The organism is Burkholderia sp. LA-2-3-30-S1-D2, from assembly GCF_001523915.2.
Classification (GTDB): Bacteria; Pseudomonadota; Gammaproteobacteria; order Burkholderiales; family Burkholderiaceae; genus Burkholderia; species Burkholderia diffusa.
The window spans coordinates 2,716,349-2,738,096 of the sequence record NZ_CP013384.1 but is presented as its reverse complement, the minus strand read 5'-3'; the positions used below and the strand labels follow the sequence as shown (position 1 = coordinate 2,738,096).

Genomic DNA, 21,748 nt, shown 5'->3' with positions numbered 1-21,748 from the left:
GCAGGCCGTGCCGCGCGGTGTCACCGCTTGCGGCCGCGTGCGGCAGTCAGCTCGTCGGACACGCTCTGCATCAGCGCGCACAGCCACGCGATGTCGGTCGGGCGATCGGGGTGCGGGTGCGTGAGCAGGTAGCTCTTGATGCGCGGGAACGGCACGGGCGGCGTGACGACGACGAGCGGCAGCAGCTGCGCATAGTGCGTCGCGAAGCGGCGCGTCGTCGTGAAGATCAGGTCCGACTGCAGCAGCACCTGCGGCACGATCCCGAAATACGGCAGCGTCGTCACGATCCGCCGCGTGAGGCGCGCGCGTGCGAGGCCGATCTCGATCGCGTTGCGCTTGTCGCCGGTGTAGGGCGTCGGCGCGACGTGCGCGGCCGACGCGTACGCTTCGCGCGTCAGCGGTGCACGGGCGAGCGGATGCGCATCGCGCATCAGGCACACGATCGTGTCGGAGAACAGGTCCTGGCGCGCGAACCGCGGGTCGGGCTTCGGCCAGTTGCCGATCACGAGATCGAGCGCGCCCGATTCGAGCGCCTCCGCGTGATCGAGCGCGGGATTCAGCGAGTCGATTTCCAGATGTGCATGCGGCGCCGCGTCGCGAAAGCGTTCGATCAGCGTCGGCATGAAGAAATCGTTCAGATAGTCGGGCGCGGCGACGCGGAACGTGCGCCGCGCCGACGACGGGTCGAAGTCGCCGTGCGGCGTCGCGATGAAGTCGACCTCGCGCAGCGCGCGCGACGCCGCGCCGAGCAGCGACGCACCGTACTCGGTCGGCACCATCCCGGACTTGCCGCGCACGAGAATCGGGTCGTTCAGCGTCTCGCGCAGCTTGCGCAGCGCGGTGCTGATCGCGGGCTGGGTCTGGTTCAGCCGCAGTGCGGTCTGCGTGACGCTGCGCTCGAGCAGCAGCGTGCGCAATACGCGCACGAGCCAGATATCGAGCGAGGCGGTACGGTCGTCGTCTTCCATCGGTGCGCGGTGATTCGGGAGAAGCGTAACCTTACCGCAGCCACGTGTCGCGGTGCGTGATACCGGCCATCACGCGCGCCCCTTCGGCAGCGTGCTGATCCGCTTGACCTCGCGCGATTCGAGCCAGTTCGGCGTGCGCGCGCAGTACAGCACCATTGGCAGCGCGTCCTCGCCCCAGAACAGCTGCTGGTTCATCCAGAACGTCGGCACGCCGAACACGCCGAGCGCGATCGCGTCGTCGGTGTTGCGGCGCAACTGCGCGCTCGTTTCCTCGAATTCGATCAACTCGTCACCGTGCCCGACGCCGACGCGCTCGCACAGCGCGGCGAACCCGTCCGGCGTCGACGGATCGTTGCCGTCGTGCCAGATGAAGCGGAACATTTCGAGCACGGTCGCGATGTCGGCGCGCAGCGCGATCGCGAGGCGCAGCACCTTGTCGGTGTCGAACGGATGCGCGGGCGGCATCTTGAAGCGGATGCCGAGCTGTTCGGCGCGAAACAGCGCATGGCGGTACGTGAACATGCGCTTGGCCGGCACGTCGGCGCTCGGGCGCTGTCCCCAGTGGCGCTGCAGGTCGGGCAGCGACACGGCGACGGGGTCGAACGGCACGTCCGGCCACTTGTCGTGCTGTTCGAGCAGCAGGTAGGAGAACGGCGACACGAAGTCGAAGAACCAGGCGGGTTGGGCAGTGTCGAGGCCGGTTGTCATGGCGATCTCCAGAGAATGGGGCGTGTGCGCCTCGCGGCGGCCTTCAAGTTAAGCGGCGGCGCGCGGATGCAGCCGCGCGGATGCAGCAATGATCGTGGATCGTCCGCTCATGCGGAACCGGGAGTCGCCCGAGGGGGCTCGCCGGCCGGCGACGCGGCCGCGCCGCCGCGCGCCGCCGCGAGGCCGCCGGCGCCGGGTGTGCCCGACGCGGCGTCGTGGTCGTGCGCGGTGAGCCGCTCGCGCACGAAGCCGATGTGCTCGCGCAGCACGTAGAACTGCCCCGCATACGCGAGCGGCATCTTCATCCGGTTCACGGCTTCCTCGATGTCGTCGAGCTCGTCGAGCAGATGGACGCGCTCCTCGGCCGTATGCTCGCCGAGCGCGCGGCGCTCGAGCGCGATCAGCGCGCCGTACCAGCGGTAGATGCGCGAACGCACGCGCCAGCCGTACAGCGACGGCACCAGCCGCAGCCCGGGGATCAGCACGACGATCAGCGGCACCACCACGACCAGCAGCCGGTCGACGAGACTCGCGACCCAGAACGGCAGCCGCCGGTACAGGAAGGTCTTGCCCGACTTGTAATAGCGCGCCGCGTCGTCGGACAGCGGGAAGCCGCGCGTGACGGCCGACGGGAATTCGCCCGCGTGCTGCAGGATTGTCGCGTGGCCGTGCACCTCGCGCGCGGCCTCGATCAGCAGGTCGGACAACGCGGGGTGCAGCGAGTCGCGCGCGACCAGCTCGATCGTCGGCGCGACCGTATGGATATCGGCGGGCGGCAGGTTGCGGCCGAGATCGTAGACGCCCATCGGCAGCGTGATCGCGGTCAGGTACGGGAAGCGCCGTGCGTACGCCTCGGCCTGCGTGAACGAGTACACATGCACGCCGGGCGCGCGGAACAGTTTCGCCATGACCGGGATCTGCGTCGAGTCGCCGGACAGGAATGCGGCGTCGATCCTGCCGTCGAGCAGCGCGGTCGCCGCGTCCTCGCCGGCCGTCGGCAGCAGCTCGGTGGAGCCGCCCGGCACGATGCCGTTCATCTTCAGCAGCGCGAGGCTCAATTCGCGCGCGCCGCTGCCTTCGGCGCCGAGCGCGAGCCGCTTGCCCTTGAAGTCGGACAGGCGCGCGACCACCGGGCCGCGGTACATGATCGCGAGCGGCACGTAGCCGATGCTGCCGAGCGATACCAGGTGCTCGTCGCGCTCCTTCGGGCCGATGCCGCTCTGCACGAAGCCGACGTCGACCGGCGCGTTCGGGTTCGACAGCCGCGCGAGGTTCTGCGCGGATCCTTCGGATGACTGGACGTCGAGCGTGACGCCGTTCTTCGCGAGGATCGCCTTGTATTTCTGCGCGGCGTTCCAGTAGGTGCTGCCGGGCGGGCCGGACGAAATCACGAGCGTGGACGGCGGCGCCGGCTGGATCAGCTTGACCGCGAGCCAGACCGCCGCGACCGCGAGCAGCACGGTGGGGCCGATCGACAGCGCGAGGTCGCGCCACGACACCGCGACGAAGCGGGCGAGGATGCGGCGGGGCGGGCGAGGGCTGGCTGGCTTCATGGAGTCGACGGATGACACGGGCGTGATGCGCCGGTGACGCGCGTCACGGACGATGTACGCGATGCAGGTTCTGGCGGCGATGGTACCCGGTTTCGCCCGGCATGCGCGAGTCCGGCGCCGTGGCGCGGCGGCGGGCACGGGCGCGCGAGCCCGCGGCCGCCGGGGGCTCGCGCGTCAAAAGCTTTGCGCTTCGGCGGGCGCTGGATTACATTGTGCGTCGCAGCCGCGACCGATTCGCGCGCGACCCGGCACGCAATGAGACCGGGCGCGTCCGGCCGGCGGCTGTCCGGCCCGGCCGGCCCGCATTCGCGTGCGCCGGTCGCCGGCCCGTGTCGCCTCTCTCGCATCGCCGTGGAAATCATCGGCCGTCCCGCCCGTTCGCGCGCGGGCCGGCTGCCTTTGGGGGTATCCGGCCGTACTGTGCGCGGCCGTTCCGAAGTCATAAGGAGATAGCATGAAGTCGATCGTGTTGAGAGCGTTGGGTGTTGCGGCCGTGGCTGCCTGTCTGTCGGGCAGCGTATATGCGCAGTCGAGCGATGCGGCGGCAACCGGGGCGCCGGCTGCGGCAGCGAGCTCGCCGAAGGCCGCGGCCAAGACCGCGAAGAAGGCGAACCGCAAGCTCGGCTACGCGGTGCGCAAGGCAATTGCGAAGGCAGGCGGCATCGACGTGGCGAACCTCGTCGTGCGCTCGAAGGGCGGCGCGATCTCGCTGGAGGGCACGGTGCCCGACCAGGCACAGATCGACAAGGCGGAAGAGGTAGCGAAGAGCGTGAAGGGCGTGACGTCGGTCACGAACAAGCTGACGGTTCAGCAGCAATGATGCCGGGCGGCGGCGCGCCAGCGCCGCGCGCCCGCTTGCGGCGGGCCCCGGCGTACCGGGGCCCGTTTGCGCTTTAGAATGCCTCGGGCCTGCCGCTTTGCGCCAGGCCCCCCGAACGGGTATCCCCAAGGGACTTCCTTCGGGACGGAAAACGCTGGACGGCCCCGCGTTCTTCAGAGGCCGTGAGCCGCGCACGACGTAGCGGCGGACCGATAACGATATCGAGAGGGCGGCAATGACGACGCACGGGTGGGGCAGTCGGATTCTCTTGGTCGCGGCGCTGGTCGCGGTTGCGATGCTCGGTGCCTGCAACGGTGACGATTCGGGCGAGCGCAACCGGTTGCCGGGTTTCGTGTCCGGCAGCGTGCGCACGACCGCCTATGACGGCACGAGCGACGATCTGCTGACGGCCGGCCTGGGCAAGACCGGGCTCGCCACTGCCACCGCGCCCGCGTTCGCGAATCCGTCCCGACCGACGAGCGCCGAGCTGCGCCGGGTCGCGATCTGGTCGAACTACCGCGCGCTCGTCGACATGAGCGCCAATGGCGGCTACGGCCGTTTCTGGGGGCCGAACGTCGATCTCGACGGCAACGACACGCTCGGCGAAGGCAAGATCCCCGGCACCGAATATCTCGCGTATTCCGACGACGGCAGCGGCCGCAAGAACGTGACGCTGCTCGTGCAGGTGCCCGCGGGTTTCGATCCCGCGCAGCCGTGCATCGTCACGGCGACGTCGTCCGGTTCGCGCGGCGTATACGGCGCGATTTCGGCGGCCGGCGAGTGGGGCCTCAAGCGCGGCTGCGCGGTCGCATACAACGACAAGGGTGGCGGCAACGGCGCGCACGAACTCGGCTCCGACACGATCACGCTGATCGACGGCGCGCTCGCCGACGCCGTGCTCGCCGGCAACGCCAGTCTCTTTACCGCCAACGTGACGAGCGGCGACCTGGCCGCCTTCAACAGCCGCTTCCCGAACCGCTACGCGTTCAAGCACGCGCATTCGCAGCAGAATCCCGAGCAGGACTGGGGGCATGTGACGCTGCAGGCGGTCGAATTCGCGTACTGGGCGCTCAACGAGCAGTTCGGGCCGCTGCTCGACAGCTCGCATCACGGCGTGCGCTACCGCCCGGGCGACATCACGACGATCGCCGCGTCCGTCAGCAACGGCGGCGGCGCGGCGCTCGCGGCGGCCGAGCAGGACACGCGTCGCTGGATCACCGCGGTCGTGGTCGGCGAGCCGCAGGTCAACGTGCGGATGGCGCCGAACGCGGTCGTGCGCGAGGGCGGCCAGCCGGTGCCGTCGTTCGGCCGGCCGCTGGCCGACTACGCGACGCTCGCGAACCTGCTGGAGCCGTGCGTGGCCGCATCGGCGTCGCTCGCGGGCGCGCCGTACCTGAGCGCGCTGCCGGCCGCCACCACGCAGTCGATTCGCACGCAGCGCTGCGCGACGCTCGCCGCGGCGGGGCTCGTGTCGGGCGCCGATACGCAAAGCCAGGCCGCCGACGCGCTCGCGCAACTGCATGCGGCCGGCTATCTCGCCGATTCCGACCTTCTGCAGGCACCGATGTGGGATTCGCAGGCGATTCCGGCGATCGCGGTCACCTATGCGAACGCGTACACGCGCTCGCGCGTGACCGACAATCTGTGCAATTTCAGCTTCGCGACCACCAGCGCGGCGACGGGCGCGGTCGCGCCGCCCGCTACGTCGCCGATGCCGGCCGTGTTCGGTCTCGGCAACGGCGTACCGCCGACCGCCGGCGTCAGTCTCGTGTTCAACACCGGCGCGGGTGTCGACCACCGGCTCGCGACGCCCGACGCGAGTTTCGCGGGCGCGCTGTGCCTGCGGCAGCTGTGGACCAACGGGATGCTCGACATGCCGGCGAACGTCGACGCGGTGCGCGTGAACGCGAACCTGCAGGGCAAGCCCGCGATCATCGTGCAGGGCCGCAGCGACGCGCTCGTGCCCGTGAATCATGCGTCGCGCGCATACGTCGCGCAGAACGGCATCAGCGAAGGCGGCCGCAGCCAGCTCGTGTTCTACGAGGTGACGAACGGACAGCACTTCGATGCGTTCCTGCCCGTCGCGGGCTTCGACACGCGCTTCGTGCCGGTCCACTACTACAACCTGCAGGCGCTGAACCTGATGTGGCGGCACCTGAAGAGCGGTGCCGCGCTGCCGCCGTCGCAGGTGATCCGCACGGTGCCGCGCGGCGGCACGCCGGGCGCCGCGCCGGCGCTGACGAGCGCGAACCTGCCGCCGATCTCGGCGTCCCCCGGCGCGAACACGATCACGACCGGCGCTGGCGCGATCGACGTGCCGCTCTGACGGCGCCCGCCGCGCCGCGATACGGAAGCCGGACAGTCGTCCGGCTTTTTTCTTTTCGGCACCTGGAATCGGTCCCGCACTGGCCTTTATCGGAATGGCACGCGCTGTAACAAATTATTACTTTACGACGTAAAACCCGGAATCTATTATGCGCCGATATTTTCACTTAATTTAATAAATTACCGCAAAGACAATATTCCTTTCCGTATAGTTAATCGATCCTTTCGATTTTATTAAATCGGCTCGAGCTGCGATTGGTCGCCGTTTTGCGATTGATCGGCATTTCGCCGAGGGGGTCGTTCGTCTCTTGGAAGCGAAGGCGCCTTTTCTGGCGGGCTTCTGGGGAATGCTTTTGCTTGCTGTTTCTAGCGCATGCGGATGACAGGGCGGAATTCGCATTGCCGAGCATTATTGAATCGTCGTTTGCAATGGAATTGATTCCATTGTGCGGTCGAGGAATATGGGTGGGGTAAATCGTGCCGGTCGGTATTCGCCGATCCGGTAAAAAACTCGGAGTGCATCGCAAAACGAATGCGCTCCCGGTGCGGAGCGCCGGCGCAAATGATCCTTTGCGACCGGCGGTATTTATCGTTCTGTTCGAGAGGCAATAATGACGACACTGAAGTCCTTGAAAGACGGTTTCGCGCTATTTGGAACGACACTGAGCGTGCCGATCGCCGCAGCCGCTGTTGCGGCGCTGCTCGTCACGGGGTGCGGCGGCGACGACGGGTCCGGCCCGACCGCCGCCACCGCGGCGGCCGCGACGACGTCGAACGGCAGCACGGCGGCCACCGCCAATGCAACGGCCGCCGTCCCGGCCGACCAGCCGTACGTCGACAGCGACGTGTACGGCACCGGGCCGAACGACGCGGTCACGGATTCGACCGAAGGGGCCGCGGTCGTGCACCGCCAGGTCACGATCGGCGGCAAGACAGTCCAGTACACGGCCACCACGGGCCACCTGACCACGATCGATCCGGTCACGTCGGCGCCGAACGCGAAGATGTTCTACGTCGCGTACACGCAGGACAACCCGGACCCGTCGAAGCCGCGCCCGGTCACGTTCTTCTACAACGGCGGCCCCGGCTCGTCGTCGGTCTACCTGCTGCTCGGCTCGTATGGGCCGAAGCGCCTGCAGTCGTCGTTCCCGAACTTCACGCCGCCGGCCCCGTACAAGCTGCTCGACAACCCGGACAGCCTGCTCGACCGCACCGACCTCGTGTTCATCAACCCGGTCGGCACCGGCTACTCGGCGGCGATCGCCCCGGCGAAGAACAAGGACTTCTGGGGCACTGACCAGGACGCGCACTCGATCGACCGCTTCATCCAGCGCTACCTGACCAAGTACTCGCGCTGGAACTCGCCGAAGTTCCTGTATGGCGAGTCGTACGGCACGGCGCGCAGCGCGGTCGTATCGTGGGTGCTGCACGAGGACGGCATCGACCTGAACGGGATCACGCTGCAATCGTCGATTCTCGACTACGCGAACGCGCTGTCCGCGCCGGGCACCTTCCCGACGCTCGCGGCCGACGCGTTCTACTGGAAGAAGACGACGCTCAACCCGACGCCGACCGACCTCGACGCGTACATGGTGCAGGCCCGCAACTATGCGGACAACACGCTCGCGCCGCTCGCGCAGAAGCCGAATCCGCAGGACGGCGGCTTCGTGAACGTGCGGCTTAACCTGAACCTGCAGACCGCGCAGCAGATGGGCTCGTACATCGGCACGGATCCGACGTCGCTGATCCAGACGTTCGGCAACCCGGCCGCGCTCGGCAACGTGCCGTCGTCGGACGACAACCCGCCGTACACGTTCTTCCTGACGCTCGTTCCGGGCACGCAGATCGGCCAGTACGACGGTCGCGCGAACTTCACGGGCAAGGGCATCGCGCCGTACATCCTGCCGAACTCGGGCAGCAACGATCCGTCGATCACGAACGTCGGCGGCGCGTACACGGTGCTGTGGAACAGCTACATCAACACCGACCTCAAGTACACGTCGACGTCGTCGTTCGTGGACCTGAACGACCAGGTGTTCAACAACTGGGACTTCAGCCACACGGACCCGACCGGCGCGAACAAGGGCGGCGGCAATACGCTGTACACGGCCGGCGACCTGGCGGCGACGATGAGCGTGAACCCGGACCTGAAGGTGCTGTCGGCGAACGGTTATTTCGATGCGGTCACGCCGTTCCACCAGACCGAGCTGACGCTCGCGCAGATGGCGCTCGATCCGACGCTCAAGGCGCAGAACCTGACGATCAAGAACTACCCGTCGGGCCACATGATCTACCTGAACGACGCGTCGCGGACCGCGCTGAAGGGCGATCTCGCCAACTTCTACGACGGCATCCTCGCGAACCGCACCGCACTGCAGCGCGTGTTGAAGCTGCAGGCGCGCACGCAGCAGCTCAAGCAGCAACAGTTGAAGCAGCAGGGGCAGTAAGCATCGCGTTGCGGCCCGCACGGTCCGGCCTTGCGCCGGGCGGTGCGGGTTCGCGAGACCCCGGATGGACGACAGCCCGATCGGCGCAGGCCGGTCGGGCTGTTTTTTTCAGCGCATGGCGATGCCGGCGGCTGAAGGAGGCGCCCGGCGGCGGCGCCTACGCGAGCACGAGCCGCACGCCGACCGCGACGAGCGTCGCGGCGAGCAGGTTGCGCAGCAGCCGCTCGGGCGCGCGCGCCGACAGCAGGCTGCCGAGCACGATGCCGGGCAGCGAGCCGAGCAGCAGCGACAGCAGCATCGACCAGTCGACCGAGCCGAGCAGCCAGTGGCCCATGCCCGCGACGAGCGTGAGCGGCACCGCGTGCGCGATGTCGGAGCCGACGATGCGCGTGGTCGCGAGCGTCGGGTACAGCAGCAGCAGCACGGTGACGCCGATCGCGCCGGCGCCGACCGACGTCATCGACACGAGCACGCCGAGCACGGCGCCCGTCAGCACGGTCGACCACAGCGTGCGCGCAGGGCTCGGCGCGAGCGGGTTGCGCGCGGCGAACGCGGTCAATTGAGGACGGAAGATCAGCGCAAGCGACGTGAGCAGCAGCGCGATGCCGAGCACGAGCTGGATCATGCGCGCGGTGCCCGGCGTGTTCATCCCGTGCGTGTGCAGCCACCACAGCGTGAGCGCCGCGGCCGGGACGCTGCCGGCCGCGAGCCGGCCCGTGATACGCCAGTCGATCGACCCCTTCAGGCCGTGGACGAGCGTGCCGGTCGCCTTGGTCGCGGCCGCATACAGCAGGTCGGTGCCGACCGCTGTCGCGGGGTGGACGCCGAACAGCAGCACGAGGATCGGTGTCATCAGCGAACCGCCGCCGACGCCCGTCAGGCCGACGAGGATGCCGACGAACAGGCCGGACAGGGAGTACAGCAGATCGATATGGGGAAGCGACATCGGAAGCAGGCGGTTATGCGGCGTTCGGCGGCGGCGCGCGGCCACTGCGCGCGCGTCAAAGTCCGCCATTGTCGCAAATGTGGCGGGTGGATGTACGACTGCGTTAAAAATCGGCCGCGAAGGCCCGTGCGGCTGGCGGCTGGCGGGGCGTGAAACGGGCGTTCGATCGACGGCGGGGCCGATTACGCGATCGGCCCGAAAGGTATGATGAATCGGGAATGCGGGCCGCGCCCCGGCGCGCGCAAAAAAGGGCGCGACAGTGCGCGCCCCGGTGCGATGCCGACGACCGGCGCCGCCTGCCGACGGTCAGTGCATCGCGGGGCCGACGCCTTCGACGCCGTTCTGCGGCCGGATGCGCAGCGCAAGGCCGATCAGCGCGGCCGCGGCGGCGAACGCCGCGCCGAACGCGAAGGCCGCGTGGTAGCCGCCGTTCAGCGCGTCGAGCGGCGCGGCGTGCGCGGCCGCGAGCGCATCGGTGCGGGCGGCCGCAAGGCTCGCGAGCACGGCGAGGCCGAGTGCGCCGCCCATCATGAATGCGGTGTTGACGATGCCTGACGCGAGCCCCGAATCGGCCGGGTCGACGTCGCTCATCGCGGCGAGCAGCACCGGATTGAACGCGACGCCGGCGCCGATGCCGAGCAGCGTCATGCCCGGCAGCACGTGCCAGACGAAGCTGCCGTCCGCCGGCGCGCGCGAGAACAGCGCGAGGCCGCAGGCCGCGACGAGCAGGCCGGCCGCGATCGGGCCGCGGATGCCGAAGCGCATCACGATCCGCGCCGACAGCCCGAGCGAGAACGCGGCCATGATCAGGTTCGCCGGCAGGAACGCGAGCCCGACCTGCAGCGGCCCGTAGCCGAGCACGCGCTGCATGTAGAGCGCGGACAGGAAAAACCACGCGAACATGGCCGCCGCCCACAGCACGCCGATCACGTTCGCGAGCGCGACGTTGCGCGCGGCGAACAGCGTGAGCGGCATCAGCGGATGCGCGACGCGCGCCTCGATCGCGATGAACAGCGCGAGCAGCACGACGGCCGCGCCGATCAGCACGACGGTCTGCGTCGACAGCCAGCCGGCCTCGTTGCCGCCGACGATCCCGTAGACCGCGAGCATCAACGACGCGGTCACGGTGATCGCGCCCGCGATGTCGAGCGGCGCGGCGCCGGCCGGCGCGCGCATGCGCGGCAGCAGCGCGACGCACATCGCATAGACCGCGATGCCGATCGGCAGGTTGACGAGGAAGATCCAGTGCCACGACAGCGTGCTCGTCAAGAGCCCGCCGAGCAGCACGCCGATGCTGCCGCCGCCCGCGCAAACGAAGCCGTAGACGCCCATCGCGCGCGCCCGTTCGCCCGGTTCGGTGAAGAGGTTCATGATCAGCGACAGCGACACGGCCGACACGATCGCGCCGCCGAAGCCCTGCACGGCGCGCGCGGCGATCAGCATCGTCTGCGACTGCGCGAGGCCGCAGGCGAGCGATGCGAGCGTGAACACGACGAGGCCGGCGAGGAACATGCGCCGCTGGCCGTACAGGTCGCCGAGCCGGCCGCCGAGCAGCAGGCAGCCGCCGAACGTCAACAGGTATGCGTTGACGACCCACACGAGGGCCGTCTCGGTGAAATGGAGGTCGGTGCTGATCGACGGCAGCGCAACGTTGACGATCGTGCTGTCGAGCACGATCATCAGCACGCCGAGGCAGAGGACGATCAGCGCGTACCAGCGCTTCTCGCCGTGGATCCCGTGGGTCATGGGCTGGCCGCCTTCTCTCTGATAGTTATTTGAAAGGCTGCATTGTAGACGTCATTCGCGCGCGCTTCCTGCCGGTTTATGGCAGGAGCGACGCGTAGCGGCGGCGCGCGTCGCGCGGCGCCGGGAGGTTATCCGCGCGGCGGCAGTTCGCAGCCGTCGGGGCCGCATGCGGCGGCGTCGCCGGCGAATTCGACGATGGCGCTATCGTGCCACGCCTGCTCGAGTGCCTGCGCGAACACGTCGGTCGGCTGCGCGCCCGATACCGCGTAACGGCCGCCGAACACGAATAGCGGCACGCCGCGTCCGCCGATCTGCGCCGCGCGCGCGATGTCGGCCTCGACTTCGTCACGGTATGCGTCGCTGCGCAGCACGGCTTCGACGGCCGAGCGCTCGAGCCCCGCTTCGACCGCGAAGTCGATCAGCGCCGCGTGGTCGAACAGCGAGCCGTGCTCGCAGAAATACGCGCGGTACAGCCGCTCGGTCAGCGCATGCGCACGGCCGGTCGTTTCCGCGAGCTTCACGAGCCGGTGACCGTCGAGCGTGTCGCCGACGAACGTGCCGGGCAGGTCGTAGCGGAGCCCGACACTCGCGGCCGCATCGGTCACCTGGCGCAGCATCTGGTCGACCTGCGCGGGCGACATCCGGTACTTGCCGGCGAGCATCGCCTCGACCGGTTCGACCGGCTGGCCCGGCATCAGCCGGTACGCGCGCAGCGCGACGTCGACGTGCTCGGCGTGCGCAAACGCGGCGAGCGCCTCGTCGAAGCGGCGCTTGCCGATCCAGCACCATGGGCAGATCAGGTCGGACCAGATTTCGACGGTCAGGGTCGGGCGGGCAGTCGGGGCAGGGGTGGTCGTCATGGGCGGTCCGGGACGGCAAATAAATGTAACTGGGACTATATCATTTTATGCTTCGATGCTTCGATGCTTCGATGCTTCGATGCTTCGATGCTTCGATGCTTCGTCGGCGTCTCGCCCGGGCGGAAAGGGCCGGCCCGGACGCTTCACGAAGCATGGACACGCATGGTGTGTACCGGTAGCGATTGTCGATGGCGGCATGCCCGCCGCCCGCGCTGCTTACGCGTCGCCCTGCGTTTCCTTCAGATGCTTCAGGTGCTTGTAGACGGTCGCGCGCCCCATCCCGAGCACGTTCGCGACGTAGTTCGCGGCGCTCTTGCCACGGAACGCGCCTTCCGCGTACAGCGCTTCGACGAGTTCGCGCCGGTGCTCGCGCGTGAGGCCGTTCAAGCCGACCTGCCGCTCGCGCAGCCAGCCGTGCAGGAACGTGTTGATACGCTCCTGCCAGTCGTCGCGGAACAACTCGTCCGGTTGCGCGACGATGCCCGCGCCCTTGATGAAGACGTCGAGCGTCGCGCGGACGTCGTCGAACACCGCGATGTTGAAGTTGATGCACATCATCCCGGCTGGGCGGCCTTCGTCGTCGAACAGCACGTTGCTCACGCAACGCATCCGCCGGCCGTCCCAGTTCAGCTTTTCGTACGGACCGATCACACGCTCGCGCGCCGAATGATCGATTTCCTCGAGCGCGGAGTCGTCGCCGACCTCGCGCTTCGACAGGTTGTTCGCGAGATACAGCACGGTCTGGTCGTGCAGGTCGTGGATCACGACTTCCGCATACGGGAAGAACAGCGCCGCGATGCCATCGGCGATCGGTGCATAGCGGGTGAGCAGCAGGTCTTTGACGGGGGATTGCTTCTTGCGCATCGGAATCGCCATCTCGGGTGAGCGGGGGCCGGGCGGTGCGTCGGCACGGCGCGCCGGCGTGCCGTCGACCGGCTGGTCCGTGCGCCCGCGCGCTGCCGCCGCGGCGGTTGCGCCATTGTATCGGCCCCGCGCGCGCGTGCTGCTCATGCGCGCGTCAGATGCGTGTACAGCGCGTGTGCGATCGCGATGTCCTCGAGCCCAAGGCCGATCGAGCGGAAGAACGCATGACGCGTGCGCGACGGCGCCGCGCACGTGCCGGCGACGAGCGCGGGCAGGTCGCCGACGATCCGCTCGGGCGTCCAGCCGTGCCCGGCCGCCGCGATCTGCATCTCGCCCGCGCTCGCGGGCGTCGTGTGCCGGTAGTCGCAGTACACGTCCATGTCGGGCAACCACGCGGGCGGGATCTCGTGCGCGCGCGCGACGTTGGTGCTGATCGACGTGACGAGCGCGGGGCGCGTGAGCATGCCGTCCGCGAGCACCGGCGTGCCCGACGACGTGCACAGCATCACGACGTCCGCGTCGCGCACGCACGCCTCGACGCTGGCGGCTGCACGGGCCCGCGGATCGATCCGCGCAAGCGTCGCCCGTAGCGTCGGGTCGCCGGCGAGCGCGGGCGAATGGACGCTGATCGATGCCCAGTCGCGCAACGCCGCGGTGTGGCGCAGATGCGCGAGGCCGACCGCGCCCGTGCCGATCACGGCGAGCCGGCGCGCGTCGCGCGGTGCGAGGCAGTCGACCGCGAGCGCCGTCGTACTGGCCGTGCGCTCGACCGTCAGCAGCCCCGCGTCGCACCACATCAGCGGCTGGCCGGTGCGCATCGACATCAGCGCCGTCCATGCGGTGACGATCGGTTTCCCGTCGGGTTTGCCGCCCGTCACGACGTACGGAGACAGCTTCGCGCCGAACACCTGCTCGTCGGCGAGCGCGCCGAGATACGTGATGAAATCGCCGGCCTGCTCGGGGAACAGCGTGAGGGTCTGCGGCGGTTGCACCGCGCGGGCCGACGCGAGCGACGCGAACATGCGGCGCAGCGTGGCGAGCACGTCGAGCGACGGCAGCGCCGCGCGCACCGCGGCTTCGTCGACGACCAGCGGCAGGGTCGGGGCGGGTTGCGTCATGGGACTTCTCCGGTCGGGGCCGGACAGGACAGTCTCGAAATAGCGTGTCCGGCGGTGTTCGTAGTGGACTAAAAGTCTAATATAGACAATGTAATTCTGGCGAGTTTTTCTTTTCAGGACCGAGGCGCGCTATGCGGAACGGTAAAAATGTCGATAAATCAATGGTGTGTCGTATGGGCGGTGGCGATTCGATCACTGCATCGCGCTTGCGATTATCGTATTCCCTATAGTCTATAGTAGACTAAGAGTCTATATTTTGCGTGCGGACCGGCGTGCCGTCGCACGATAACCGGTCTTCATCGCCTCAATCCGGAATCGAAGGACATCCGTCATGAACTGGAAGCTTTCCCTCTGCGCCGTCGCGGCGCTTGCGTGCGCGGCCGTCTCGGCCCACGCGGAACAGACCACGCTGCGCTTCGGGATCGAAGCAGCGTATCCGCCGTTCGAGAGCAAGACGCCGGCCGGCCAGCTGCAGGGTTTCGACGTCGACATCGGCAACGCGGTGTGCGCGAAGCTGAACATGAAGTGCGTGTGGGTCGAGAATGCGTTCGACGGGCTGATCCCGGCGCTGCAGGCGCGCAAGTTCGACGCGATCAATTCGGCGATGAACATCACCGCGAAGCGCAAGCAGAGCATCGACTTCACGCCGGCGATCTACGTGGTGCCGATCGTGATGGTCGCGCACCGCGGCTCGCCGCTGCGGCCCGATGCCGCCAGCCTGCGCGGCAAGCACGTCGGCGTGCTGCAGGGCTCGTCGCAGGAGGATTTCCTCAAGGCGCACTGGGCGAATGCGGGCGTGGCAGTCGTGTCGTATCAGGACCAGGACCAGATCTATGCCGATCTCGTCGCCGGACGTCTCGACGCGGCCGTGCAGGAAGCGCAGACCGCGCAGGACGGTTTCCTCGACAAGCCGGCCGGCCGCGATTACCAGATCGTCGGCGACGCGCTGAAGGATCCGGCGACGCTGGGCGAAGGCACCGGCTTCGGGATGCGCAAGGGCGACAAGGCGCTGCAGGCGAAGATCGTCGGCGCGCTCGACGCGCTGAAGAAGGACGGCACGCTGAGTGCGCTGTCGCAGAAGTACTTCAAGCGCGACATCGTCGCGAAGTAAGCCTGGCCGCCCGCCGGCCGCGGTGCCGGCGCGCGTCGTACCGAATCTCGACGCAGTACGGGGAAGCATGGATTTCGACGTCATCGTTCTGGGGGCCGGCATCGTCGGCGTGTCGTCGGCGCTGCATCTGCAGGATCGCGGGCTGCGCGTCGCGCTCGTCGACCGGCGCGCGCCCGGCGAGGAAACGAGCCACGGCAATGCCGGGCTGATCGAGCGCTCGTCGGTCGTGCCGTACGCGTTCCCGCGCCGGCTCGGCACGCTGCTGCGCTACGCACGCAACCGCTCGGTCGATCTCTATTGGGACTACAAGGCATTGCCCGCGTATGCGGGCTGGCTCGCGCGCTTCTGGCGCGAATCGTCGCCGCAGCGGCTCGCGGCCGCCGCGCGCGACATGCTGCCGCTCGTCGCGGCGAGCGTCGTCGAGCACGACGCGCTGCTCGCGCGCACCGACGCGCAGCCGCTCGTGCATGACGGCGGGTGGATCGAGGCGTTCCGTTCACCGGCGCTGTTCGACGCGGAAACGCGCGCGCAGCAGCGGGTGGCCGACGCGCACGGGTTGCGGATGAGCGTCCTCGACGCGCGCGCGTTGCGCGAATGCGAGCCCGGCATCGGCGACGCATTCTGCGGCGCATTCCACTGGCAGGACCCGAAGACCGTGTCGAGCCCCGGGGGCCTGACGAAGGCGTACGCGCGGCTGTTCGAGCGTGACGGCGGCACGTTCGTGCGCGGCGACGCGGCGACGCTCGCGCAGGTGGACGACGGCTGGCGGGTCAATACCGAGCATGGGCCGATCGCGGCCCGCTCGGCCGTGGTCGCGCTCGGGCCGTGGTCCGATCACGTGTTCGCGCCGCTTGGCTACCGGATTCCGCTGCGCGCCAAGCGCGGCTATCACATGCATTACCGGCCGACCCGCGCGCCGCTGAACGTGCCCGTGTGCGATACCGAGGAGGGGTTCGTCGTCGCTCCGATGGAGGGCGGACGCCTGCGGCTCACGACCGGCGTCGAGATCGCGTTGCGCGGCGCGCCGCCGACCGGCGTGCAGCTTGCGCGCGCCGAGCCGCTGGCGCGCGACGCGTTCGGCATCGGCGAGCGGCTCGATCCGGCACCATGGCTCGGGATGCGGCCGTGCACGCCCGACATGCGGCCGGTGATCGGGCCTGCGCCGCGCCATCGTCATCTGTGGTTCGCGTTCGGCCATTGCCACCATGGGCTGACGCTCGGCCCCGCGACCGGGCGTCTGCTCGCCGAGATGATGACGGGCGAGCCGACCTACATCGATCCCCATCCGTACCGACCCGCGCGCTTCGGCTGAGCGCGTTTCGATACGACGGCCGCCGCAGTGCGGCCGTCACATTTTTTCATTTGGTTATCCGTATTATCCGCAGTCGCGCAAATGGAAATGATCTGCGTAATTGATCGGAAAGAAATCACGAAATAAGAAAAACGGTAAACAAGTGATTTATTAATGCATTTTCATGAAAATGAAATGCGGAGCAGGCGATCTGCCAGGGCAATCCGGCGGCGCTTTCACAACGGACGTCCCGATGTGGCACGGAATGTACCGGAACACGTTACTTCGGGCCTCGCAAACGTTACGTTACATCCGTGCGCCGGACGTCTCATTCGTCAGATTATTGTGCCCGTGCGACCCATTTATTTTCCCGGAAATCCATATAAAACCGCTATTGGCCCGCAATAGGCCAACGAATCAATCCGTTTTATCCGGGTGGCACACTTCGTGCAATCCGTCCCCATGCTTTATCAACGTAGTGCCAACCGAGATGGGGTAAAGATGGGACAAAAGATTGAATTGACGGGTGTGGCGCTGTCGGTCGCGACGGTGTTCGGGGTACTGGCTTCCGGTTCGGCTATCGCGGGGACGCTCGATGCGCTGCCGCTTCCGCAGGTAATCGTGAATCCGCCGACGAACAGCGTCTCGATCGGACTGGCCGCGACCGGCACGTCACCGCTGGGTTCGATCACCGTGGCGGCGGGCGGGTCGGGCGCGATTCAGACGTCGCTGGGCGATCCGGCGCAGGCGTTGTCTGGCGCGGTGAACGCGCTGCAAGGCGCGCTCGGCGGCGCTGGCGGCACGGTGACGCCGCTCGCGCCCGTTCAAGGCGTGGTGAACCAGGTGACGGGCGCGCTCGCCGGCGGCAATCCGGCCGGCGCGTTGACCGGCGCGCTGGGCACGGCGACGGGGACGTTGAGCAATGCGGTTGGTACGGTCACGGGTGCACTGGGTAACGTGGGTGGCGGTGCGAATCCGCTGGCGCCGGTTCAAGGTGTCGTCAATCAAGTGACGGGGGCGCTCGGTGGCGGCAATCCGGCAGGTGCGTTGACCGGTGCGTTGGGCACGGTCACGGGTGCACTGGGTAACGTGGGCGGCGGCGCGAATCCGCTGGCGCCGGTTCAAGGCGTCGTCAATCAAGTGACGGGGGCGCTCGGTGGCGGCAATCCGGCAGGTGCGTTGACCGGTGCGCTGGGCACGGTCACGGGTGCACTGGGTAACGTGGGCGGCGGCGCGAATCCGCTGGCGCCGGTTCAAGGCGTCGTCAATCAAGTGACGGGGGCGCTCGGCGGCGGCAATCCGGCAGGTGCGTTGACCGGTGCGCTGGGCACGGTCACGGGTGCGCTGGGTAACGTGGGTGGCGGTGCGAATCCGCTGGCGCCGGTTCAAGGTGTCGTCAATCAAGTGACGGGGGCGCTCGGTGGCGGCAATCCGGCAGGTGCGTTGACCGGTGCGCTGGGTACGGTGACGGGTGCGCTGGGTAACGTGGGTGGCGGTTCAAACCCGCTGGCGCCGGTTCAAGGCGTCGTCAATCAAGTGACGGGGGCGCTCGGTGGCGGCAATCCGGGAGGTGCATTGACCGGTGCGCTGGGCACGGTGACGGGTGCGCTGGGTAACGTGGGTGGCGGTTCAAACCTGCTGGCGCCGGTTCAAGGCGTCGTCAGTCAAGTGACGGGGGCGCTCGGCGGCGGCAATCCGGCAGGTGCGTTGACCGGTGCCCTCGGCACGGTCACGGGTGCACTGGGGAACGTCGGCGGCACGAACCCGCTGACACCGATCCAGAACATTGTCGACCAGGTCACGGGCACGGTGGGCAGCGGCAATCCGGCCGGTGCGCTGGGCAACGCGGTCAATACGATCACCGGGACGCTCGGCAACATCGGCGGCGCGTCGAGCCCGCTGGCGCCGGTGCAAGGCGCCGTCACGCAACTCGCCGGCACGCTTGGCAACGGCAACCCGGCCGGTGCGCTGACGGACGCCGTGAACTCGATGACGGGCGCGCTCGGCAACCTCGGCGGCACGAACCCGCTGGCGCCGGTGCAGGGCGTCGTGAGCCAGGTCGTCGGCACGTTGTCAGGCGCCGGCGGCGGCAGCCCGATCGCGCCGATCACGAACCTCGTCAGCGGCCTGCAGAACGCACTGCCGACGGGTGGCAACGCGGCCGGCGCGCTGACCGGCGCACTCGGTTCGGTCACGAGCGCGCTCGGCAACCTCGGTAGCACAAACCCGCTGGCCCCGGTCCAGGGCGTCGTGAACCAGGTCGTCGGCACGCTCGGCAGCGGCAACCCGGCAGCCGCACTGAGCAACGCGGTCAATTCGGTGACGGGTGCACTCGGCAACCTCGGCGGTACGAACCCGCTGGCGCCGGTGCAAGGCGTCGTGAACCAGGTGGTCGGCACGCTCGGCGGCAGCAATCCGGCCGGCGCACTGACGGGGGCCGTGAGCTCGGTGACGGGCGCGCTCGGCAACCTCGGCGGCACGAACCCGCTGGCCCCGGTGCAGGGTGTCGTGAACCAGGTCGTCGGCACGCTGTCGGGCGCAGGCGGCAGCCCGATCGCGCCGATCACGAACCTCGTCAGCGGTCTGACCGGCGGCAGCAACCCGGCCGGCGCACTGACCGGTGCACTCGGTTCGGTGACGGGCGCCCTCGCGAACGGTCCGGCAGCCCTCGGGCAGGCGGCCGGCGCGCTGTCGGGCGCGGCCGGTTCGACGGCTGCGGCGGGCGGCAGCCTGCTCGGCTCCGGCGCGAGCGCGGCCGGCAGCACGGCGGGCGCGACCGGTTCGCTGGTGTCGACGACCGGCAACGCGACGGCAACGGTCGTCAATGCTGTCGGCACGACGCTGGGCGCGGCGCTGGGTTCCACGCCGAGCCTGTCGGTCACGCCGCACTCGGGCAACGGCTCCGCGAACAACCCGCTCGCGCCGGTGTCGACGCTGCTGCAGGCGGTGACTGGCGCATTGCCGAAGTAACCGGCCGGAACGCGCGGCGGCGGCGCATCGCCCGCCGCGCGCAACGGGTCGTACATCGCGGCATGACAGCAATGTCATGCCGCGTTTTCTTTGGGTTCCCGATGTGTTTCCCGTGAGGAATGGCGCCGCTTTGTGGGGTGGCATGGAATAACCGGCCGGTTTCGTCCGTTTACATACCGAGTCTCGGCGCGGCCGGACAGCGGGATAATGGTCATGACGAAGTCGACGTCCCGTCCGGCGCCACCGTGCCGCGATGCCATGTCAAGGAGAACGGGAATGAAGACGATGCTGTTCGCCATCGCGCTGACGGCCGCGATCGCGCGGCCCGCGGCCGCCGAGCCGCCGCAGGCCGGTGACGGGAAACTGGTCGACGAAGATCACATGACGCTGTACGTGTTCGATCACGACGCGCCGGGCAAGAGCACCTGCACCGGCACCTGTGCGGCCAACTGGCCGCCGGCACTCGCCGACGGATACGACAAGGCGTCGGGTGCACTGAGCCTCGTCACGCGCGACGACGGCCGGAAGCAATGGGCTTACCACGGCCGTCCGCTGTATCGCTGGAAGATGGACCGCAAGGCCGGCGATGCCGGCGGCGACGGGATCGGCGGCATGTGGCACGTCGCGCGCCCCTGAGAACCGACGGACTGAATGACGGACTGACGGCGCGGCGATGCGCGAGGCATCCGGATGAGCTACGAATCGGACCTGCTGGTGTGGCTGCCGCATCTCACGCGATATGCGCGCGCGCTGACGGGCGAGCGGGCCTGGGCGGACGATCTCGTGCAGGACACGCTCGAGCGCGCGCTGAACCGGCCGCCGCGCGACGGCGGAAACCTGCGTGCGTGGCTGCTGACGCTGCTGCGCCACCGCTTCATCGACCAGTTGCGCGCGCGGCACGAGATCGCGGTCGACGATGCGACCGCGCCATGGCAGACGATGGCCGCGCCGACCGACGAGATCGGCGGCCTGCTGCTGCGCGACGTGCAGCGCGCGCTGTATCGGCTGCCCGTCGAGCAGCGCGAGGTGCTGCTCCTGGTCGCGCTCGAGGAATTGAGTTACCGCGAAGCCGCACAGGTGCTCGGCGTGCCGGTGGGGACGGTGATGTCGCGGTTGTCGCGGGCGCGTGAACAGATGCGTGCGCTGCTGTCCGGCGAGTCGCCGGCGCGCGGCGCGGCCGCGTTACGGGTGATCGGGAAGACATGATGGACGACGATCCGCGCAAACCTTCGAATGATCGGGACGGCGGAGCCGATGCATCGGCGCAATTGCTGTCGGCGCTGCTCGACGGCGAACTGTCCGGACAGGAGCGCCGCGAGGTGCTCGAACGGCTGCAGTCCGATCCGCGCGAAGCCGACTGGTTTGCGCATTACGGCGCGCAGCGCGACGCGTTGCACGCGCTGTTCCCGCTGCCTGCCGCCGCACCCGCGCTGTTTGTGCAGCGGCGCGCACCGCGCTGGCGCGGCGTCGCGTATGCATTCGCGGGACTGGCGGCCGGGCTGGTGATCGGCGTCGCGCTGCACGCGGGCTGGACGACGTTCGGTGCCGAGCCGGCCTTCGCCGCGCGCGCGGACGTCGCGTACGCCGTGTACGCGGCCGATCGGGAGCATCCGGTCGAGGTCGACGCACGCGATCCGGCGCGCCTTGCCGCGTGGCTGTCCGCGCGTCTCGGGCGGCCCGTGCGCGCGCCGTCGCTCGACGAATACGGATACGCATTGCTGGGCGGCCGGCTGCTGCCGGGCGACGCGGGGCCGGCTGCGCAACTGATGTACCAGCGTGCGGACGGCAAGCGCGTGACGCTCTACATGACGGCCTACGATGCGCGGCGCTTCGCGCCGCAGTCGATGTCGGCCAGCGGCCGCGACACGTATTTCTGGTCCGATCGCGGCATGGGTTACGCGCTCTCCGGACGCGCCGACGAACGACGACTGCGCGAGCTCGCGATCGAAGCATGCGGCGCGCTCGGCGGACCGACCGACGCGTGGAAGGGTTGACGCGCGCGACGTCGGCAGGGAGCCAAC

General features: G+C 68.8%; 17 protein-coding genes. 9 read left to right on the top strand and 8 right to left on the bottom strand.

The genetic code is table 11. The annotated features are described in order from the left end of the window. Nucleotides 1–20 precede the first annotated feature (20 nt). The 3 genes from WS66_RS25690 to WS66_RS25680 form a co-directional block, all read right to left on the bottom strand. Nucleotides 21–968, bottom strand: a complete 948-nt coding sequence (locus tag WS66_RS25690) for a LysR family transcriptional regulator (protein ID WP_059604519.1) — start codon at nt 966–968, stop codon at nt 21–23. Nucleotides 969–1,037: 69 nt separating this feature from the next. Continuing rightward, on the bottom strand, nt 1,038–1,676 hold the full coding sequence (locus WS66_RS25685; RefSeq protein ID WP_059604522.1) for a 2-hydroxychromene-2-carboxylate isomerase: 639 nt from the start codon (nt 1,674–1,676) through the stop codon (nt 1,038–1,040). Nucleotides 1,677–1,783: 107 nt separating this feature from the next. After that, the gene (locus tag WS66_RS25680; RefSeq protein WP_059604525.1) at nt 1,784–3,229 is read right to left on the bottom strand and encodes a TAXI family TRAP transporter solute-binding subunit; all 1,446 of its coding nucleotides are present in this window, start codon (nt 3,227–3,229) and stop codon (nt 1,784–1,786) included. Nucleotides 3,230–3,683: 454 nt separating this feature from the next. On the opposite strand from WS66_RS25680, the gene WS66_RS25675 reads away from it, so the two are divergent. From WS66_RS25675 to WS66_RS25660, 3 genes are all read left to right on the top strand, one after another. Next, nucleotides 3,684–4,049, top strand: a complete 366-nt coding sequence (locus WS66_RS25675) for a BON domain-containing protein (RefSeq protein WP_059604528.1) — start codon at nt 3,684–3,686, stop codon at nt 4,047–4,049. Nucleotides 4,050–4,284: 235 nt separating this feature from the next. Next, nucleotides 4,285–6,375 carry a D-(-)-3-hydroxybutyrate oligomer hydrolase gene (locus WS66_RS25670; protein WP_059604530.1) on the top strand — a complete coding sequence of 697 codons (2,091 nt, stop codon included), beginning with the start codon at nt 4,285–4,287 and terminating at the stop codon, nt 6,373–6,375. A 610-nt stretch (nt 6,376–6,985) separates the two neighbouring features. Next, the gene (locus WS66_RS25660; RefSeq protein WP_059604533.1) at nt 6,986–8,821 is read left to right on the top strand and encodes a S10 family peptidase; all 1,836 of its coding nucleotides are present in this window, start codon (nt 6,986–6,988) and stop codon (nt 8,819–8,821) included. A gap of 157 nt (nt 8,822–8,978) precedes the next feature. Here WS66_RS25660 and WS66_RS25655 read toward each other — a convergent pair whose 3' ends face one another. The 5 genes from WS66_RS25655 to WS66_RS25635 form a co-directional block, all read right to left on the bottom strand. Next, on the bottom strand, nt 8,979–9,767 hold the full coding sequence (locus tag WS66_RS25655) for a sulfite exporter TauE/SafE family protein (RefSeq protein ID WP_059604564.1): 789 nt from the start codon (nt 9,765–9,767) through the stop codon (nt 8,979–8,981). A 306-nt stretch (nt 9,768–10,073) separates the two neighbouring features. Then, nucleotides 10,074–11,513 (bottom strand): DHA2 family efflux MFS transporter permease subunit, encoded by a 1,440-nt coding sequence (locus tag WS66_RS25650; RefSeq protein ID WP_059604536.1) that lies wholly within the window; start codon nt 11,511–11,513, stop codon nt 10,074–10,076. Nucleotides 11,514–11,641: 128 nt separating this feature from the next. Next, a complete protein-coding gene (locus tag WS66_RS25645) occupies nt 11,642–12,373 on the bottom strand; it encodes a DsbA family oxidoreductase (RefSeq protein WP_059604538.1) in 732 nt (243 codons plus the stop codon). Nucleotides 12,374–12,589: 216 nt separating this feature from the next. Then, nucleotides 12,590–13,384, bottom strand: a complete 795-nt coding sequence (locus WS66_RS25640; RefSeq protein ID WP_059604541.1) for a helix-turn-helix transcriptional regulator — start codon at nt 13,382–13,384, stop codon at nt 12,590–12,592. After that, nucleotides 13,381–14,355, bottom strand: a complete 975-nt coding sequence (locus tag WS66_RS25635) for an ornithine cyclodeaminase family protein (RefSeq protein ID WP_059604544.1) — start codon at nt 14,353–14,355, stop codon at nt 13,381–13,383. The genes WS66_RS25640 and WS66_RS25635 overlap by 4 nt, the downstream gene beginning before the upstream one ends. Nucleotides 14,356–14,686: 331 nt before the next feature. On the opposite strand from WS66_RS25635, the gene WS66_RS25630 reads away from it, so the two are divergent. From WS66_RS25630 to WS66_RS25600, 6 genes are all read left to right on the top strand, one after another. Further along, on the top strand, nt 14,687–15,466 hold the full coding sequence (locus tag WS66_RS25630; RefSeq protein ID WP_059604546.1) for an ABC transporter substrate-binding protein: 780 nt from the start codon (nt 14,687–14,689) through the stop codon (nt 15,464–15,466). A 67-nt stretch (nt 15,467–15,533) separates the two neighbouring features. Beyond that, nucleotides 15,534–16,778: an NAD(P)/FAD-dependent oxidoreductase gene (locus tag WS66_RS25625; protein ID WP_059604549.1), complete on the top strand. Its 1,245-nt coding sequence runs from the start codon at nt 15,534–15,536 to the stop codon at nt 16,776–16,778. Between the two features lie 480 nt (nt 16,779–17,258). Next, the gene (locus tag WS66_RS25615; protein ID WP_108064725.1) at nt 17,259–19,727 is read left to right on the top strand and encodes a beta strand repeat-containing protein; all 2,469 of its coding nucleotides are present in this window, start codon (nt 17,259–17,261) and stop codon (nt 19,725–19,727) included. Between the two features lie 276 nt (nt 19,728–20,003). Continuing rightward, nucleotides 20,004–20,363, top strand: a complete 360-nt coding sequence (locus WS66_RS25610; RefSeq protein ID WP_059608124.1) for a COG4315 family predicted lipoprotein — start codon at nt 20,004–20,006, stop codon at nt 20,361–20,363. Between the two features lie 54 nt (nt 20,364–20,417). Further along, nucleotides 20,418–20,933 (top strand): sigma-70 family RNA polymerase sigma factor, encoded by a 516-nt coding sequence (locus WS66_RS25605; RefSeq protein ID WP_059608125.1) that lies wholly within the window; start codon nt 20,418–20,420, stop codon nt 20,931–20,933. Next, nucleotides 20,933–21,721, top strand: a complete 789-nt coding sequence (locus WS66_RS25600) for an anti-sigma factor family protein (RefSeq protein ID WP_059608126.1) — start codon at nt 20,933–20,935, stop codon at nt 21,719–21,721. Before WS66_RS25605 ends, WS66_RS25600 begins: the two co-directional genes overlap by 1 nt. The last annotated feature ends 27 nt before the right edge of the window (nt 21,722–21,748 follow it).